Origin of the sequence: Sphingobacterium sp. G1-14, from assembly GCF_002196555.1 — a bacterium.
Taxonomy (GTDB): domain Bacteria; phylum Bacteroidota; class Bacteroidia; order Sphingobacteriales; family Sphingobacteriaceae; genus Sphingobacterium; species Sphingobacterium siyangense.
This window is the reverse complement of the sequence record NZ_CP021381.1, coordinates 4,068,827-4,084,564: the sequence shown is the minus strand read 5'-3', so window position 1 is coordinate 4,084,564 and position 15,738 is coordinate 4,068,827. Positions and strand designations below refer to the sequence as shown.

Genomic DNA, 15,738 nt, shown 5'->3' with positions numbered 1-15,738 from the left:
TAGGAGTTTTTGCAAAAATAAGATAAAGAATCAATAAAATGGGAGGGTAAAGTTATTTAATGATTTCTTTATGACGTTTTATTTCAGCGATAAGTTGTTCTAGATTCCAGGCATTTTCTACCGAATAATCTCCACTTTTGGTGCGTCTTAAAGAACTCAGATGTGATCCACTCTGTAAGATTTTTCCAAAGTCATAGGCCAATGATCTAATGTAGGTTCCTTTTGAACAGGATATGCGAAAATACACGTTGGGAAGCTCGATCTTTTCAATGAGAAAGCTATTGATGCGTACCTGGCGGGATTTTATTTCAACCTCTTCGCCACGACGGGCCTTTTCATAGACGCGTTCACCATTAATTTTTATGGCTGAATGGGCTGGAGGAAACTGCTGAATTTCGCCTTCAAAGGATTTTGCTGCTTCGAAGATCATTTCCTCTGTGATGTGATCGATTGGAAATGTTTCGTCAATCTCTGTTTCCAGATCGTAAGAAGGCGTTGTCGCTCCTAATGTGATCGAACCTGTATATTCTTTGTCTTCAGCTTGGTAGCTGTCTATTTTTTTTGTTAGTTTGCCAGTGCAGACAATGAGCAGGCCGGTCGCAAGTGGATCTAGAGTTCCTGCATGACCGACTTTTAATTTTAATGGCTTGATTGAGTTTCTAACTTTACCAACAACATCAAAACTTGTCCATGTTAAAGGTTTATCGATCAACAACATTTCTCCTTCAGCAAAGTTGAACTTTGCTGAATTTTCACTAACCTCTATATTTTCCATCCGAAGATTTTAGATAATTTGTAAACTATGGCCCGAAAGTAGGAGGGCAAGAATAATAACACCAACGATGATTCGGTACCAACCAAATGCTTTAAAACCATATTTGGTCAAAAAGCCAATAAAAGACTTAATGGCTACAATTGCAACAACGAAACCAATTAGATTTCCAATAATAAGCAAATTAAGTTCTTCTCCTGTGAAGGTGTTACCTTCTTTAAAAAACTTTAAAAGCTTTACTGCAGAAGCACCAAACATCATAGGCAAAGCAAGGAAAAAGGAAAATTCCGCAGCAGCTTTACGGGTTAGTTTCTCAGCCATACCGCCAATAATTGTACTTGCAGATCTTGAGGTACCCGGGATTAATGCAAGACATTGGTATACCCCGATCATAAAAGCTTGTTTGTAGGAAACCTTGTCCGAATCTTCAACAGTTGGTTTGTTGAACCACTTGTCAACGAAAAGTAGCACTACGCCGCCGACTACCAACATCACTGCGACCATTAAAGGACTCTCTAATAATGCATCAATATAATCGTTGAATAGCAAGCCCAACACAGAGGCCGGAATCGCCGCAATAACCAATTTGTAATAAAATGAAAGCGTTTTAAAAAAACGTTTGTAGTATAATACCAGAACGGATAATATGGTGCCTAACTGGATCACAATTGTAAACAATTTGACAAATGCCGATGGTTGAATACCCATTAAGGCAGTAGCAATGATCATATGACCTGTCGAAGATACAGGCAAAAACTCCGTTAATCCTTCAATGATAGCAAGGATGATAGCTTCAATAATAGACATCTGTTTGAAATAAGATTATGCTTTAGTTGGATTTGTTTTTGGGGCGGTATAGAATTGCCGCAAATCCTATCGCAAACCCGAGAACAACAACAATAGGGGCCAAGGTAATCTTGGTAAAACTATAGATATCAGTTTCACCAGACATCAATGTAAAGCCTATGATTACAATAGCTAAACTCGCTATGAACAGTTGGTAATTTACTTTGGAGAATACAAATGAACCTTTGTTGACTGATTCAGTAGATTTCTTTATTTGAGCCATTTTTATCTGTATAAATCGTTAGATTGTGCCTTTAAATATTTTGTTACTGCGAAATAGGTGCTAAGTCCCGAAATGAGAATTCCAATCAAGATTACTCCTAAAAAGATCACCGCAAATTCGAACCAGTTGCGTAAAAAGACCAGTTCTGGTATTTGCTGTTGTGCAAATTTCAGCGTTAAAATGAGGAGTAAAATCGCGATCAAAGATCCCAGTAAACCATGAATGATGCCATACGTTATAAATGGTTTACGAATAAAGTTTTTAGTAGCCCCAATCAATTGCATACTTTTGATTAAGAAACGTTGTGAATAGATCGCAAGACGTATCGTATTGTTGATTAAAGCTACGGCGATAATCAATAAGATAACCGCAAAAGCAAGAACAATCATTCCGATGATGCGTACGTTTTTGTTGACCATGTCAATTAATGACTCTTGGTATACAACTTCTTTAATTTTATTGTTTTTGGAGATCTTTTCAATAAAAGTTTTAATGCTATCTGTATTGGCATAATTCTCTTTCATGTAAACATCCAAAGAAGGTAGAAGTGGGTTATGTCCCAAATATTGTACGAAATCCTCACCAAGATCTTCTTTCAAGTTTTTTGCAGCCAATTCCTTACTAATATATTCGGTGCGAAGCACGTAGGGATCTTTTTCCAGGTCTTTTTGTAGAGAAAGGACATCACCTTCACTTGTGCCATCATTTACGATGACATTTAAGACGATATTTTCCTTAACGTATTTCGAAAGATTTTTAGCGTGCACCAAGAGTAATCCCAACATACCTGTTACCAACAACACGAGAGCGATACTGATAACCGTAGATACATATACAGATTTTGTTTTTCTTTTTTGTGTGCTTAATTCGTATTCTGACATAATAAGCAAAAATTTATTTGCGAAAGTAACTATTTGAGTGGAAGATTTCGAATTAATCTTGTAATTACTTTGATAAAAATCAATTCGAAGGCTGTTTTCTTCCTATGTTTAATTAACTTTTCAATACTATAATTTATTGTTCAAACTACAAAACTTTTATCACATTTCAGTATTAAAATCGTAATTTCGCAAGTCATAAAAATTCCTTACGAATAAAAATGGAGTATAATCACAAATCATTAGAGAAAAAGTGGCAAAAGTTTTGGGCGGATCATCAAACGTATAAAACGTCCGATACGCATCAAAAGCCAAAATACTATGTATTGGATATGTTTCCTTATCCTTCCGGAGCGGGGCTGCACGTTGGTCACCCGCTGGGATATATTGCTTCGGACATCTTTTCAAGATATAAACGTTTGAAAGGTTTCAATGTATTGCATCCGATGGGATATGATTCTTTTGGACTTCCTGCAGAGCAATATGCCATTCAAACTGGTCAGCATCCTGCAGTGACGACTGAGGTAAATATCAATCGGTACCGTGAGCAAATGGATAACATTGGGTTCTCTTATGATTGGAGTAGAGAAGTACGTACTTCTGATCCGTCATATTATAAATGGACACAATGGATTTTTATGAGATTGTTTGATTCTTGGTATAATAAGGAATCAGATAAAGCTGAACCGATCGAAACGTTAATCGCGAGGTTTGTTGCAAGTGGTTCAACTGGCATTTCAGCAGTTTCGGATGAAGATGTCTTGGAATTCAGCGCTGACGAATGGAAATCTTTGGATGAAGAAAAACAGCAGCGGGAATTGTTGAAATATCGGATTGCTTATTTGCGTGAAAGTACAGTAAACTGGTGTGCTGCTTTAGGTACGGTATTAGCGAATGACGAGGTAATCAACGGTGTCTCTGAGCGCGGTGGTTATCCTGTGGAGCAAAAGAAGATGATGCAGTGGTCTATGCGTATTACTGCTTATGCGGATCGTTTATTGAAAGGTTTGGATACCATTGATTGGCCAGAACCTTTGGTTGAAATGCAACGTAACTGGATCGGAAAATCGGTAGGTGCCTCGGTGAAATTTCCCGTACCACAATTAAATACAGCAATTGAAGTGTTTACGACGCGTGTAGATACTATATATGGTGTTTCATTTGTCGTTTTGGCTCCAGAACATGAATTGGTTGCAGCATTGACTACCCCTGAGCAGCAAACAGAAGTAGACGCCTATATCGAGAAAACTTCGAAAAAATCTGAATTGGATCGTATGGCTGATACAAAAACAGTCTCTGGTGCTTTTACTGGTTCTTACGCTAAACATCCAATTTCTGGACAGGATGTACAGATTTGGATCGCGGATTATGTACTTGCTGGTTATGGCACAGGTGCTGTAATGGCTGTTCCTAGTGGCGATCAACGTGACTATGTGTTTGCTAAACATTTCACTCTTCCTATTATTCCTATTTCGGATACTCAAAATATTGAAGAAGTAGCTGATCCAAATAAAGACGGAAAATACATCAATTCCGATTTTATCAATGGTATGACTTACCAAGAGGCGGTTCCTGCTTTGATTGCTAAATTGGAAGAATTAAAATTAGGTAAAGCGAAAATAAACTTCCGCATGCGTGATGCTATTTTTGGGCGTCAGCGTTATTGGGGAGAACCCGTGCCTGTCTACTTTAAAAATGGATTACCTTATTTAATTAAAGAAGAAGAATTACCGCTCTTATTGCCCGAAGTTGATAAATATTTACCAACGGAATCGGGTGAACCTCCATTGGGAAGGGCCAAAGATTGGAAATATGAAGATCAATATGAGTATGAATTGAGTACGATGCCGGGATGGGCAGGCTCCTCATGGTATTGGTTTAGATATATGGATCCAAAAAATGAAGGTAATTTTGCATCCAAAGAGGCTGTGGATTATTGGAAAGCCGTAGATTTATATATCGGTGGTTCTGAGCATGCTACTGGACACTTGTTGTATTCGCGTTTTTGGAACAAGTTCTTGAAAGATTTGGGTTACCAAAATGAGGAAGAGCCATTCCGCAAATTGATTAATCAAGGCATGATTCAAGGGCGCTCTAATTTTGTGTATCGTGTACTTGATGACGAAGGGAGAGGTACAAATCAATTTGTGTCTTATGGATTAAAAAATGAATACAAAACTATTCCTTTACATGTAGACGTGAATATTGTTCATAATGATGTGCTGGATTTGGAAAAATTCAAAAACTTCAGGCCGGATTTTGCAAATGCTGAATTTGTATTGGAAAATGGGAAGTATATCTGCGGTAGTGAGGTGGAGAAAATGTCTAAATCCAAATTCAATGTGGTCAATCCTGATGATATTATCGAATCCTATGGAGCAGATACATTGCGTCTATACGAAATGTTTTTAGGGCCTTTGGAGCAGGCTAAGCCTTGGAATACAAATGGTATTGAAGGGGTTTATAAGTTCTTACGTAAAGTATGGCGACTGTTCCACGATGCTGAGGGTAATTTTAGTGTTTCCAATGAAGATCCATCCAAAGCAGAGTTTAAAGCCTTACATAAAATTATCAAAAAGGTGGAAGATGATATTGAACGTTTCTCATTCAATACTTCTGTTTCAGCATTTATGATCTGTGTCAATGAATTGACTGAGTTGAAATGCAATAAAAGACAGATATTGGAACAGCTCGTCATTGTTCTTCAGCCTTATGCACCACATATTACGGAAGAGTTGTGGGCGCTGTTGGGTAACGACGCCGGTACACTTTCTTACGCTTCATATCCTGTGTTCAAGGCAGAATATTTGGTTGAATCTGAATTTGCTTATCCGGTATCTTTCAATGGTAAGATGAAATTCAATTTATCATTACCGCTTGATTTAGATCAAAAAGCAGTAGAAGATACGATTAGAGCACATACTGATGTACAACGGCATTTAGATGGGAAGGCAATCAAAAAGATTATTTTTGTCAAAGGAAAAATAATCAATATCGTGATTTAACCCACTCAATACAGTATAAAAAGCCGTTTTATCGATAGGATAAAACGGCTTTTTTATGCCAATACATCTTGAAAAGCTATTGTTTTATCGAAGATAGCTTTCGCATAGGGACAATTTGGGATAATTTTGGCGTCATTCTTTCTGGCATAGTCAACAGCCTCCAGTACCAATTTTTTTCCCACACTCATTCCCTGATACTCATCGTAGACTTCTGTATGATCAATGGAAAACTCATGATCGTTTTGCCAGGTATACTCTAAAATTCCGGCTTCATTATTTTCAACTTCTGCAATAAAATTGCCTCTTTCGTCCCTTTCGATGTTTCTTATTTCCATAGTTTTTTTTAAAAATAACGTCCAAATGATCTTTTTGTTTTATGGAATTTTTCAATTTTGTGATCGAAATAAATCTTGTTTAAAAAGATCGAAAGATCGATGGGCTTCAGATAACTGACTGTTATCAGGGGCCATTGTACGCGACTAGGTTTAGACAAAAAATTATGAACTGGATATTCGTGTTTAAAGTCGAAGAAACGAATCGGTTCCAGGTTAAGATCACTTTGTACAGGATCGCTCAATATCCCTTTTTTAAAGAATTTTTTGTACCTTTGCAATTATCTCCTTAGAACACATCGCATTTTTATCTTTTCAACGAAGCTCTAAAGGTCCGTAACCTCCTCGGGAACATTTATTTTAATCCATATTGAATGAGCAAAAGCCAAATTACATTTAACAAAAAAGAACGAGAAAAAAAGAAACTACTCAAAAAACAACAAAAAATTGAGAAAAAAGAATTCAACAAAACAAACAACGACAAGGGGAAATCTTTGGAAGAATTGTTTGCTTATGTTGATGAACATGGGAATATTTCAGATAGACCTGCGATAAAATTGAAAGAAGGGGAGAGTCCAAGCATGGCCTCAAATCATCATGACGAGTATTCCTTCGGAAAAGTTGTCCATTACAATAACGACTCCAACTATGGGTTTATTAGAGACAACGAAACTCAGCAATCTATTTATTTCAATGACCGTCTTGCTGGACAGAAATTGAACCTGAATCAGAAAGTGAAGTTTAAATTTAAAAGTGCTAAACAAGGTGCTCAAGTCACTGAAGTCTTGATCGAGTATTAGCTGAAAAAGTACTCTTAAACGAGTATTGATGATTATAAGGCCTTTTGTTTGATGTCAGGGTATTTGGAGTCAAACAAAGGTTTTTTACATTTATTCGAATGCCTGCTTTCCCGCTAATGGTATTCTTTATAAAGAGAGGCTTCCTGCAGTTTCAGCGTTTAAATCGCTTTCATTAATCGCTCTTGAGAGCGAAAAGAGTTTTTCCCTACCGGTATAATTTCACGATTACCTTTACAGAAAAAGTTCAATTTTTAGAATTCCCCTTTATTGTGAATATGTCGTTGATCTAATTTTGATGTGATCTGTCTACTTTTTACGTGATTTGTATACTTTTTATGCTGTCCTTCTGAGGTTACCCTTGTCGTTTTGTGATATTTTGCCTTAAATGCTGTTGATTCTACGTTGTCTTCTAAGAATTTATAAGGTAAATTTCTGCTTATTGTTTCTCTCTTGGATAAGTTGATGATTTTTTTCGATATAGAAGGATTGATGGAAACAGAAATAAAATAACCCTCCGGTAAAGTAAGCTGCGACGTCAGCAATATCTCCGGTATTATAAGTGGTACATTGAGGCATGATCCATTCAAAAAGTAAGGAGGTGAAGAATGAAATTATCCAGATTTGGTAAAGCGGATAACCATGGGCTCTGCCATTGTTGAATACATAACTACCCACGATAGATGAGCAATGGATAATGATCGGTACAAAAACGAAATCAGTCAGCCAGTCGTTCAGGAAGGGGATAGGGAAATGATTAGCCCGAGTAAATCGAATAAAGAACCAACAAAACCAGTAGAAGATAAATAAGTCGTCAAACAGCTCCCTACTTAATGAGCGAAGGAGATGGCGATTAACATTGCTATAGCACCACATGCCATTAAAGTTAAAAACATAAAGAAAGCAGTCTGTTTACCGAATTTCTTCCAAGAACTGTCGTTTGGATGAGCTGGAATTAAAGTTTGTTTTAATTCGATGTATTGCCTTTTTAGCCAATTTCCCGTTGATTTTTCCATGTATATGATCTTATTTTTAGTTCATGATGCGAAATTAGAACAATTGTTCTAATTTTACATCATGAATACGAAAGAAAAAATTATTGTGGGTGCGTTGAAGCTTTACAATCGTGATGGTATACGTACGGTAACAACGCGTCAAATTGCTCAGGAGCTGAATATAAGTGCCGGTAATCTTCATTATCATTTTAAACATACCGAGGATATTATTTTTCAACTTTTCCAATTATTGCAAAACGAGTATGAAAATATGATTTTGAAACCTGAAGATGATGCAAGCACATTTCGTCAGGTGCTGGATAGTTTTATTGATGGCTCTTATGCGCTAATATCGAAATACAGGTTTATTTTTGAGAATTTTGTCGAAATTTGCAACTGGATCCCCAGTATTGCAGAGGCTTACAGAAATTTGGTGGCACAGCGTGAAGAGCAACTTGTCTCTCTATTTTTGTATTACGCTGAGTTAGGCATGTTTCGTTCTGATATACCCTTGGTAAATTTACAGGGGTTCGTGCGCCAACTTTTTATCATTTCAGATTTTTGGAGCTCAAGCTATGCTGTTTTGGGGGCACACCGAGATGGAAATCCACTGGAAGATTATAGACAGACGATTCACACGGCCTTTTATCCATATCTTATTTAAAGGAACGGGGCAAATTGGATCGATCCTTGAATTATTGTTCTTTCCTTAATGTGAAAATGGTAACCTCGGGTCGAGCGTTGAATCTGATGGGGATGCTGTGGCCCAGTCCGCGGTTGATATACAATGTTCTGTCTCCGCTTATTTTCTTGATTCCTTGATCGTAGTTTTTATTTTTTACGGGAATAATTGGGGAGCCCCAAAAAGGAATTCTTACTTGGCCAGCATGCGTGTGTCCTGCCAGTATCCAGCCATTGTATCCATTCCAGCCGTCGAGGTCTGCGGCATCCGGATTGTGACATAAAACTAAACTGGCTTGAGATTGATTATAGTCTTTCATGGCCTTTATAAGGTCAAAGTTCGTTCCCCAAAAGTCATCTATACCGAATATTCTTAATCCTTGGGTTATTACGCTTTCATTTCTCAATACTTTTATTGAATATCCATTGAGTAGGCTAACGATTGAATCTGCCGCTGCACTGTCCTGAAAATTCTTTCCATAGTCATGATTTCCTAGAATTGCCAATGTTTGAAGTTTGCCTTTTGGGGCATCTTGCATGACTTCATCGAGTTCTTCTAAGGGAATTTTATTATGGACAAGACGTACAAAGTCGCCGGTGTATACCATGATATCGGGCTTTAATGCCGCGATTTCCTGAAAGGTTCTTTTTATAAAATCTTTATCCACGTAGTTGCCAATATGGATGTCCGAGATTTGGATCAATGACTTTCCTTGCAATGCTTGTGGTAAATGTTTTACAGTTAGATTGATCTGCTCATATTTTACCCAATGTGGCTCGATTTTCCAGCTGTAAAAACCGAGTAATGCACCCATTACGAATAAGTAAATCGCTATATACTTTAATTTTCGCTTATTTTTCATGGTGCTAAATTAACTTTTCCAGTCAGATTTGCTAATCTTCATGTTAAGGCTTTTCCAGGTTTCGTTGCCAATTGTTACTTCCGAAATCATATTTTCGTTAATCCGAAAACCTACGGATTCATAACATCGGATTGCATTGTGATTCCAGTCATAAACATTTAAATCGGCTGTTTCATAATTGCCTTCAATAAAAAGCCGTCTGAGGAGTGTGTTCACAGTGCTCTTGCCATAACCTTTATTTCGTTCGGAACTTTTTGCAATTAGGATGCGGCAAAGTCTTGGAATGTCCCGTTCGAAGCTTAATTCGCAGTGGCCGATAATTTCTTTGGTTGCTGTGTCGATTATTTTAAAGGCGTTTCGCTTTGGGTCTTGAATGTATTTTTCAAGTTGGTAATCGGTAAGCGGAAACGAAAAATACGGTCCTGCGAACTGTAATAGTTCCTCTGCTGATCGAATCCATGACTTAAAAAGCGAAAAATCTGATTTTTCGAATTGAAGTAGTGTTATCATGATTATTGTCTAGTTGCCGTTCTGAAGGTAAATCAATTTAGAAAATTCTCGAGCCCGATCCTAAAGAAATTACTGAATTTTACGAAATTCGTGCGAAATATATTAAAAGAGTATTATGCCGCAACTTATTTTAGATACAATTATAGAAGCTCCTTTATCGGTTGTTTTTGACTTGGCACGTAGTATTGATCTGCATATGTATTCGACAAAGAAAACTGGGGAGAAGGCAATTGATGGGGTGACGACAGGATTAATCGAGGTAGGTCAGCATGTGCGTTGGCGTGCAAGGCATCTTGGCGTAAAGCAAACATTAACTGTACAGATAACAGCGATGGAAAAACCTCATTTTTTCGAAGATCGAATGACTCAAGGAGTGTTTCATTCGATGGATCACCAGCATATTTTCAAGGAACTGGAACATGGTAAAGTATTAATGCGCGATGTGTTCAATTTTAAGGCTCCTCTCGGGGTTCTGGGAAGGCTTGCAGAATGGCTATTTTTAACCCGATACATGTTGCGCTTTCTGGAAGAAAGAAACCAGGTGATCAAAGAAGTTGCTGAGTCGGGTAAATATCGGCTGTATCTTCCAGTCTAGTTTTCTTTGGGAATAAGCGATAGGTTGTAGGTGTCGACTGTTGGTTTTCGCGAGAAGCATAGGACTGAATTTTTTAACTGGATCACATTTAGCAGTTCAATGAGCGATGATATGGGGATGCTCCGCTTTTTCGCTGAATTATCTGAAAACTCGTATGTGTTTAATGGTTTCTAGCGACAACAACTATCGTTGGATTTTCCTTCCGAAGTTGCTCCTGTAAGAAATCAAAAGCTCCTTTCTGATTCATGGTGACCTGATAGATTTTGTTGAATTCATTATAGAAATAGATGCGATAGCTGTTGGGCCCCCGGTAGTTTCTTATGATTTTTGTTTCAATGCGATGGATTTGACTAATTGGGATCTGTTTGTTTCCAATGAATGGGAAAAATAAAATTTCATTTTCACAAAAAAGATATGGGGAGATAGCTGAAAAGATGCGGACCAGCCTTCTGCTATATTGTTGGTAGATATCAAGATCATCGTCGTTCAGTTGTTGTAGTGCATGGATGAATTTTTGGTTTTTAATGTAAGCTATCCAACTCAACAGGCCGAACGCAAAGCCTAGGTAAGCGAAAAGAAAGGATAGGGTAGGGAGTGATTTGTAAAAAAACGATAGCCTGTCTTCACTGTCCGACCATTTCTGAAAAAAAGACACCAGAAAAAATCCGTAACAAAAAACGAACATCGCGAGGAATATACCAATGATTACATTGCGGGTTTTCCTGATTTTTACAAGTTCTGCTTTTAAAAATGATCTCGATAAAGAGGGGGTGTTACTCATGGTTTGTTGGGAAAACTTAAATATAATAAAAGCGTTTGTTTTGTTCTGTGCGAATTTGATTTTAATGGATTTGGGTAGTTTTAGTTGTAATGTTTTACTTAAGGCTATTCTGTTTATTTAGCTGTATTAAATCTTCTTATTGATTTATTTTGTTGTTTTTTGACGCTATTGGCTATACCGAAAGGGGTGTCTAACTCATCACATTCCAGTGCTGGTCCGATGCTGTGAAGGTTGTTTTAAGTTCGTTTTTGCTTCTTTTTTTCTTGAGTGACCGTAAGGTGCTTTACTCGGAGAAGATGTCTTAAATCTATTAAAAGAGGGCTAGAATTAAGTCGGGTGATTTGGATGGTTGGTCTCGGTCGCCGCAGATCGATTCAGGCGGGAGTTGTGTGTCTATGTAGCGGACAAGTTTTTTATATCATCCTATAGTTTTGAAGAAAGGTTGTTATTACTCGTTCTAAGTAATTTTATTCAAATTGTAAGTAAACGGGTGATTGTGTAGAGATGTTGTCTTAGATCGAATTAAAATGGTGTTAAATCCGGTGTTTGCTTACTCTTAATGAAGTGGTCTTTGCAAATGGACTTGCTTGGGGGGCGAAACGTTTCGCATGATCTTGGTAGAAGCGCTAGAGAAATTATAGTTAAGTACAAGTGCGCGCTCTGCTGCATGGATGCTCCTTTGGATAGGTGGCCATCGTTAATGGCGGGAACTGTGACCTCGAACTGTACAATACACATGAAGAATTTAAAGATTGTGGTCTCCTGTATTTTTTTGTATCCGGCACTGGAGGGAATGCCCGCTTTAGCGCTATCCATGAATAACAGAAAGGGTGTGGATAAAATTTTATCCACACCCTTTCTGTTATAAAAATCAAGCTTTTTAAACCGTTTTATATGTGTTTTATTTATTTATATAAAATATGTAATATGTTGTTGTTTAGATGTTAATTTGTATTTTTTTTTGGTTTTATATTAAAAGCTGCAAAATTGTATGAAAATGGTGTGATAGTCAGAAAATAATTCATGTTTTTTGGGTTTAACCCAAAAGAAATACGTCAAAAAAGGAGCATTGTTGCCTTGGTATAGGCTGACAAAAAGCCTATTTCCTTGTTTCATGGAGCGGATTAAATAAAAAGTGAGGGTTACTTTCAGGGAGTTATATCGAGTTTGGTGGCGACCTGATAACAAGTTTAGAAATGGTCTTGGGGTATCCTATTTCGCGTAATTTCAATGATTTGAATAATTGGATGCCGGGACGCTTAAATGCGATACATTCTAATGTTTTGTAATTTTTATATTGCTTTTAATCAGTTATGTTATGTGGATTATGTGAACGTGTAGTTTTATATGAAAAAAAGCGAATTTTACGTCTTCCGAATTATTTTCAAAACGGTACTCAATAGAAAAAATGAAGGAAAAAGCTGAAGATTTAGCCTGTTAATCCAAGGAATTACCCGTGGTTTTATTCGGGTCGATATGGCTTTTCGTTAACAGGATTTTCCCTTTAATCAGGTCATCATTGAATTGGCCGACCGTTGTTTTTTGAAGCATTTCCGAGAGGTTGTTGCGTATGCTTTTGAACTCGTGATGCAAGGGACAGGGATATTGTTCGGAGCAGAATTCAAGCCCCATGCCGCAGCCGACAAATAGACTTTCACCGTCGATCGCTTTGACGACTTCGGATAGTGGAGTGGACATGTCTTCCCTATCGAGGTAAAATCCACCACCAGGTCCCTTCATGGATCGAATGATACCTGCACGGCTTAGATTCTGTAGTATCTTGCCTAGAAAAGCTTCCGGAGAATGGATGCTCTCTGCTATTTCTTTTATGCTCACGCGTTTATTTTCTTGGGAGCTTTGTGCGATAAAAAAAACTGCCCGTAGTCCATATTCACATGTTTTAGAAAAAATACCCATAATCTTTTTGCTTTTTGCAAATGTACAAAATCAAAAATAGCCATCCGCCAATGATTAAAAATTAGGGATGACTATTTGATGAAGTGGGGTAGTGCAATTAATTTAGTTGCAAAGATGCTGGACCAAATTCTTCGAAATGAATGTTCTCAGCGTTGACACCCTGATTCGTTAAATATTGGAAGTGCTTTTTGATAAATCCTGATGGGCCACAGAGGTAATAGTTTGCCTCCTGTGGAAGATGCGAAGCATCTATTTTAGCGAGATCAACCCAACCCACAAGTACGTCGGCATCCGCATCTTGAGCTTCGTCATAGAAAGAAAAACTAGTTATGTTTTGATGTTGATTTTCCAATGTTATTAATCTTTCTTTAAACGCATGTAAATCAGGGTTACGGCAACCGTGGATCCAAGTGATTGGTTTGTCTTCTTTCTTGTCAGCTAAATGCTCTAACATGGCAATTAATGGGGTCTGACCAACTCCACCACTAATAAATACATGTGGTTTTTCACTTTCGATAAGTTGAAAGGAACCTGTAGGTGCTGTGAGTTCCAGTTGTTTTCCAACTTCAAAGTATTGATGTATATAATTACTCACCATACCCTCAGGTTTTCCTTCCGTAGCTTCTCTTTTTACCGAAATCCGAAGGTACTCTCCATTGCTCGCATCGGAAAGACTATATTGTCTTGGTTGATACAGGTGTAATTCGGGAAGAAATACACGTACACTTACATACTGGCCTGCCTCATGTTTTGGAAGTTTTCCTTGATCTGTTGGCTTGAGATAAATAGACTGAATCTCGGCGGTCTCAGATACCACTTTTACAATGGTGAATGGCTTCCAACCCGTCCATCCGCCCTCGTTCTGGATCATTTGATCATACATATCCTTTTCGACTCCGATCATCAGATCTGCTAATTGAAAATAGGCAACTTTCCAGGCTTCAATCAGTTCTTCTGTTGCTGCATCCCCCAATACTTCTTGAATGGAGGCCAATAGATGCTTGCCAACAATCTGATAATGCTCCGGACGAATATTGAGACTACTGTGTTTTTGTCCAATATGTTTCACTGCAGAAAGGAGGACTGCGGGATTCTCGATATGCTCCGCATAGGCTAACACAGCTGTAGCCAACGCCGTTTGTTGTCGCGCATTTTGTTGGTTTCCCATATTGAAGATATGTTTAAGCTCAGGATTGTGGGCAAACATACGTTTATAAAAATAACTAGTCAGCGCTACACCATGTTCTTTTAAAATCGGTACAGTGCCTTTGATTAACTCTTTTTGTGCTTCAGTAATCATAATAAAATATTTAAATACCTTTTTATCTTTTATTTGATCGGAATAAAAAACAAAAAAATCCACCTCGCTACGAGGAATTTTGTAAACCTTGATAGGGTTCATTTGCAAGTGACTATCGGGTACAAAAATAGAAATTTATAATAAAAGACAAAAATATCTTTTATTATTTTTTACCTGTTGTTTGGTCATCACCTGATCGATTGAAAAAGTATTATTATGATCAGCTCTGGCTATTCACAAGTTTTTAACCCTGGCTATTCCCATGTTTTGAGGTTTTTAGGGTAAAATGTCCATTCAGGGGTTTTTATAATATCCTGGTCTATATCGTACCAAGGACTAAGCGTGCTGTTGTTCCAATTGTTTAAAATTTGTATTTCTTGGGCTGGCATGTAACTTTGCGCGAGCAGCACGATTGTTTTTCCAGTATTGTCCTTGGCTAGATCAACTACAATGATTGCGTGGCCAATGGGTGATCCTTTCTGGATAAAAGTATCTCCAATCTTAACTTCCTGAGTCGTTTTTGCGCTGGGCAGCTCATCGTGTAGCGAAGCCGTATTGGCATAGGCAAACACATATTCCAGGTATTTCCAATAGGTTGGGTAGGAGTAGTCTCCTTTTGCATAGTTTGTATATGCGCGGGGCTTGCTATCGGAAAGGAAGTTGAATTTGATATCCTTATACCGCTTTTGTTGGTATAAGTAATCTGCCCTGAGTCGCATTACAGCATCGGCGCATTGGTGTAAATCGCGCTTTCCTATGTCTAGCTTCACAACACTATTGTAGATGTTATTTCTAGGTTTAATTTTTCCGTTATAATAATGTACCTCCTGGTCGATGGGGTATAATGGAAGATTTTCGAGAAAATTTCCAAATTCTTCGACCCGGTAGGTAGGCCTTTTAAAGCCTTCTGGTAACAAAATGCGCGATTTGATCGTCATCCCATCGGGGTTGATAAACTGGTTCCTGTCAGGTGCTATTGACTCAGTAGTCGCAGGATTCAAAGTTTTGTTATTAGGTGCAGCAACATTTGGCTGCCCAAATCCACTGAAAACCTGACACGAGAGGAGTGGAATGAGTACATATATTGATCTCATATAAAAGTTTCTGAGCTAGTGTATTGCGTTTCATCGAATATACTTAAATTTAGATATAATTCGAAGTGTGAATCATTTGAAAAAATTAAGAAATTTTTAAGCTATTCATCTACTTTTTGGATCATTTTCTGATGTAGCTTAGCCGAAGT

16 protein-coding genes are annotated in these 15,738 nt (G+C 37.7%); 4 read left to right on the top strand and 12 right to left on the bottom strand.

Translation table 11 applies throughout. The features are described 5' to 3' along the window. Nucleotides 1-52: 52 nt before the first annotated feature. From truB to CBM24_RS17650, 4 genes are read right to left on the bottom strand one after another with little or no spacing between them, the layout of a single operon-like run. Nucleotides 53-775 carry a tRNA pseudouridine(55) synthase TruB gene (truB, locus tag CBM24_RS17665; protein WP_088162168.1) on the bottom strand — a complete coding sequence of 241 codons (723 nt, stop codon included), beginning with the start codon at nt 773-775 and terminating at the stop codon, nt 53-55. A 9-nt stretch (nt 776-784) separates the two neighbouring features. Next, a complete protein-coding gene (locus CBM24_RS17660) occupies nt 785-1,579 on the bottom strand; it encodes an undecaprenyl-diphosphate phosphatase (RefSeq protein WP_088162167.1) in 795 nt (264 codons plus the stop codon). Nucleotides 1,580-1,601: 22 nt separating this feature from the next. Continuing rightward, nucleotides 1,602-1,841 carry a DUF3098 domain-containing protein gene (locus tag CBM24_RS17655; protein ID WP_075993313.1) on the bottom strand — a complete coding sequence of 80 codons (240 nt, stop codon included), beginning with the start codon at nt 1,839-1,841 and terminating at the stop codon, nt 1,602-1,604. Between the two features lie 2 nt (nt 1,842-1,843). Next, entirely contained in the window at nt 1,844-2,722 is an 879-nt protein-coding gene (locus CBM24_RS17650; protein ID WP_046674489.1) for a cell division protein FtsX, read from the bottom strand. A gap of 218 nt (nt 2,723-2,940) precedes the next feature. Here CBM24_RS17650 and leuS point away from each other — a divergent pair, with 218 nt between their 5' ends. After that, on the top strand, nt 2,941-5,724 hold the full coding sequence (leuS, locus tag CBM24_RS17645; RefSeq protein WP_088162166.1) for a leucine--tRNA ligase: 2,784 nt from the start codon (nt 2,941-2,943) through the stop codon (nt 5,722-5,724). Between the two features lie 53 nt (nt 5,725-5,777). Here leuS and CBM24_RS17640 read toward each other — a convergent pair whose 3' ends face one another. Then, on the bottom strand, nt 5,778-6,059 hold the full coding sequence (locus CBM24_RS17640; protein WP_070565582.1) for a GNAT family N-acetyltransferase: 282 nt from the start codon (nt 6,057-6,059) through the stop codon (nt 5,778-5,780). A 371-nt stretch (nt 6,060-6,430) separates the two neighbouring features. On the opposite strand from CBM24_RS17640, the gene CBM24_RS17635 reads away from it, so the two are divergent. After that, nucleotides 6,431-6,856: a cold-shock protein gene (locus CBM24_RS17635; RefSeq protein WP_075993311.1), complete on the top strand. Its 426-nt coding sequence runs from the start codon at nt 6,431-6,433 to the stop codon at nt 6,854-6,856. An 827-nt stretch (nt 6,857-7,683) separates the two neighbouring features. Here CBM24_RS17635 and CBM24_RS17625 read toward each other — a convergent pair. Beyond that, entirely contained in the window at nt 7,684-7,869 is a 186-nt protein-coding gene (locus CBM24_RS17625; protein WP_088162164.1) for a hypothetical protein, read from the bottom strand. A 61-nt stretch (nt 7,870-7,930) separates the two neighbouring features. Between CBM24_RS17625 and CBM24_RS17620 the strand changes: the two genes are divergently transcribed. Then, nucleotides 7,931-8,512: a TetR/AcrR family transcriptional regulator gene (locus CBM24_RS17620; RefSeq protein WP_088162163.1), complete on the top strand. Its 582-nt coding sequence runs from the start codon at nt 7,931-7,933 to the stop codon at nt 8,510-8,512. Between the two features lie 31 nt (nt 8,513-8,543). Here CBM24_RS17620 and CBM24_RS17615 read toward each other — a convergent pair whose 3' ends face one another. Together CBM24_RS17615 and CBM24_RS17610 are read right to left on the bottom strand one after the other, a co-directional pair. After that, nucleotides 8,544-9,344, bottom strand: a complete 801-nt coding sequence (locus CBM24_RS17615; protein WP_198385936.1) for a metallophosphoesterase — start codon at nt 9,342-9,344, stop codon at nt 8,544-8,546. A gap of 57 nt (nt 9,345-9,401) precedes the next feature. Then, nucleotides 9,402-9,902 (bottom strand): GNAT family N-acetyltransferase, encoded by a 501-nt coding sequence (locus tag CBM24_RS17610; RefSeq protein ID WP_088162161.1) that lies wholly within the window; start codon nt 9,900-9,902, stop codon nt 9,402-9,404. Between the two features lie 115 nt (nt 9,903-10,017). Between CBM24_RS17610 and CBM24_RS17605 the strand changes: the two genes are divergently transcribed. Then, nucleotides 10,018-10,497 carry an SRPBCC family protein gene (locus tag CBM24_RS17605; protein WP_088162160.1) on the top strand — a complete coding sequence of 160 codons (480 nt, stop codon included), beginning with the start codon at nt 10,018-10,020 and terminating at the stop codon, nt 10,495-10,497. A 160-nt stretch (nt 10,498-10,657) separates the two neighbouring features. Here CBM24_RS17605 and CBM24_RS17600 read toward each other — a convergent pair whose 3' ends face one another. From CBM24_RS17600 to CBM24_RS17580, 4 genes are all read right to left on the bottom strand, one after another. Continuing rightward, nucleotides 10,658-11,278 carry a hypothetical protein gene (locus CBM24_RS17600; protein ID WP_088162159.1) on the bottom strand — a complete coding sequence of 207 codons (621 nt, stop codon included), beginning with the start codon at nt 11,276-11,278 and terminating at the stop codon, nt 10,658-10,660. A gap of 1,437 nt (nt 11,279-12,715) precedes the next feature. Further along, the gene (locus tag CBM24_RS17590) at nt 12,716-13,195 is read right to left on the bottom strand and encodes an RrF2 family transcriptional regulator (protein ID WP_088162157.1); all 480 of its coding nucleotides are present in this window, start codon (nt 13,193-13,195) and stop codon (nt 12,716-12,718) included. 97 nt (nt 13,196-13,292) lie between these two features. Next, complete coding sequence (gene hmpA, locus CBM24_RS17585) at nt 13,293-14,495, bottom strand: NO-inducible flavohemoprotein (protein ID WP_232475555.1); 1,203 nt, start codon at nt 14,493-14,495, stop codon at nt 13,293-13,295. A gap of 254 nt (nt 14,496-14,749) precedes the next feature. Next, nucleotides 14,750-15,589, bottom strand: coding sequence for a DUF4846 domain-containing protein (locus tag CBM24_RS17580; protein ID WP_088162156.1), 840 nt, complete (start codon nt 15,587-15,589; stop codon nt 14,750-14,752). Between the last annotated feature and the right edge of the window lie 149 nt (nt 15,590-15,738).

Bases quoted from the DNA above. Each gene is read 5' to 3' on its own strand.
- truB (WP_088162168.1), bottom strand. From the start codon at position 775: ATGGAAAATATAGAGGTTAGTGAAAATTCAGCAAAGTTCAACTTTGCT.
- CBM24_RS17660 (WP_088162167.1), bottom strand. From the start codon at position 1,579: ATGTCTATTATTGAAGCTATCATCCTTGCTATCATTGAAGGATTAACG.
- CBM24_RS17655 (WP_075993313.1), bottom strand. From the start codon at position 1,841: ATGGCTCAAATAAAGAAATCTACTGAATCAGTCAACAAAGGTTCATTT.
- CBM24_RS17650 (WP_046674489.1), bottom strand. From the start codon at position 2,722: ATGTCAGAATACGAATTAAGCACACAAAAAAGAAAAACAAAATCTGTA.
- leuS (WP_088162166.1), top strand. From the start codon at position 2,941: ATGGAGTATAATCACAAATCATTAGAGAAAAAGTGGCAAAAGTTTTGG.
- CBM24_RS17640 (WP_070565582.1), bottom strand. From the start codon at position 6,059: ATGGAAATAAGAAACATCGAAAGGGACGAAAGAGGCAATTTTATTGCA.
- CBM24_RS17635 (WP_075993311.1), top strand. From the start codon at position 6,431: ATGAGCAAAAGCCAAATTACATTTAACAAAAAAGAACGAGAAAAAAAG.
- CBM24_RS17625 (WP_088162164.1), bottom strand. From the start codon at position 7,869: ATGGAAAAATCAACGGGAAATTGGCTAAAAAGGCAATACATCGAATTA.
- CBM24_RS17620 (WP_088162163.1), top strand. From the start codon at position 7,931: ATGAATACGAAAGAAAAAATTATTGTGGGTGCGTTGAAGCTTTACAAT.
- CBM24_RS17615 (WP_198385936.1), bottom strand. From the start codon at position 9,344: ATGGGTGCATTACTCGGTTTTTACAGCTGGAAAATCGAGCCACATTGG.
- CBM24_RS17610 (WP_088162161.1), bottom strand. From the start codon at position 9,902: ATGATAACACTACTTCAATTCGAAAAATCAGATTTTTCGCTTTTTAAG.
- CBM24_RS17605 (WP_088162160.1), top strand. From the start codon at position 10,018: ATGCCGCAACTTATTTTAGATACAATTATAGAAGCTCCTTTATCGGTT.
- CBM24_RS17600 (WP_088162159.1), bottom strand. From the start codon at position 11,278: ATGAGTAACACCCCCTCTTTATCGAGATCATTTTTAAAAGCAGAACTT.
- CBM24_RS17590 (WP_088162157.1), bottom strand. From the start codon at position 13,195: ATGGGTATTTTTTCTAAAACATGTGAATATGGACTACGGGCAGTTTTT.
- hmpA (WP_232475555.1), bottom strand. From the start codon at position 14,495: ATGATTACTGAAGCACAAAAAGAGTTAATCAAAGGCACTGTACCGATT.
- CBM24_RS17580 (WP_088162156.1), bottom strand. From the start codon at position 15,589: ATGAGATCAATATATGTACTCATTCCACTCCTCTCGTGTCAGGTTTTC.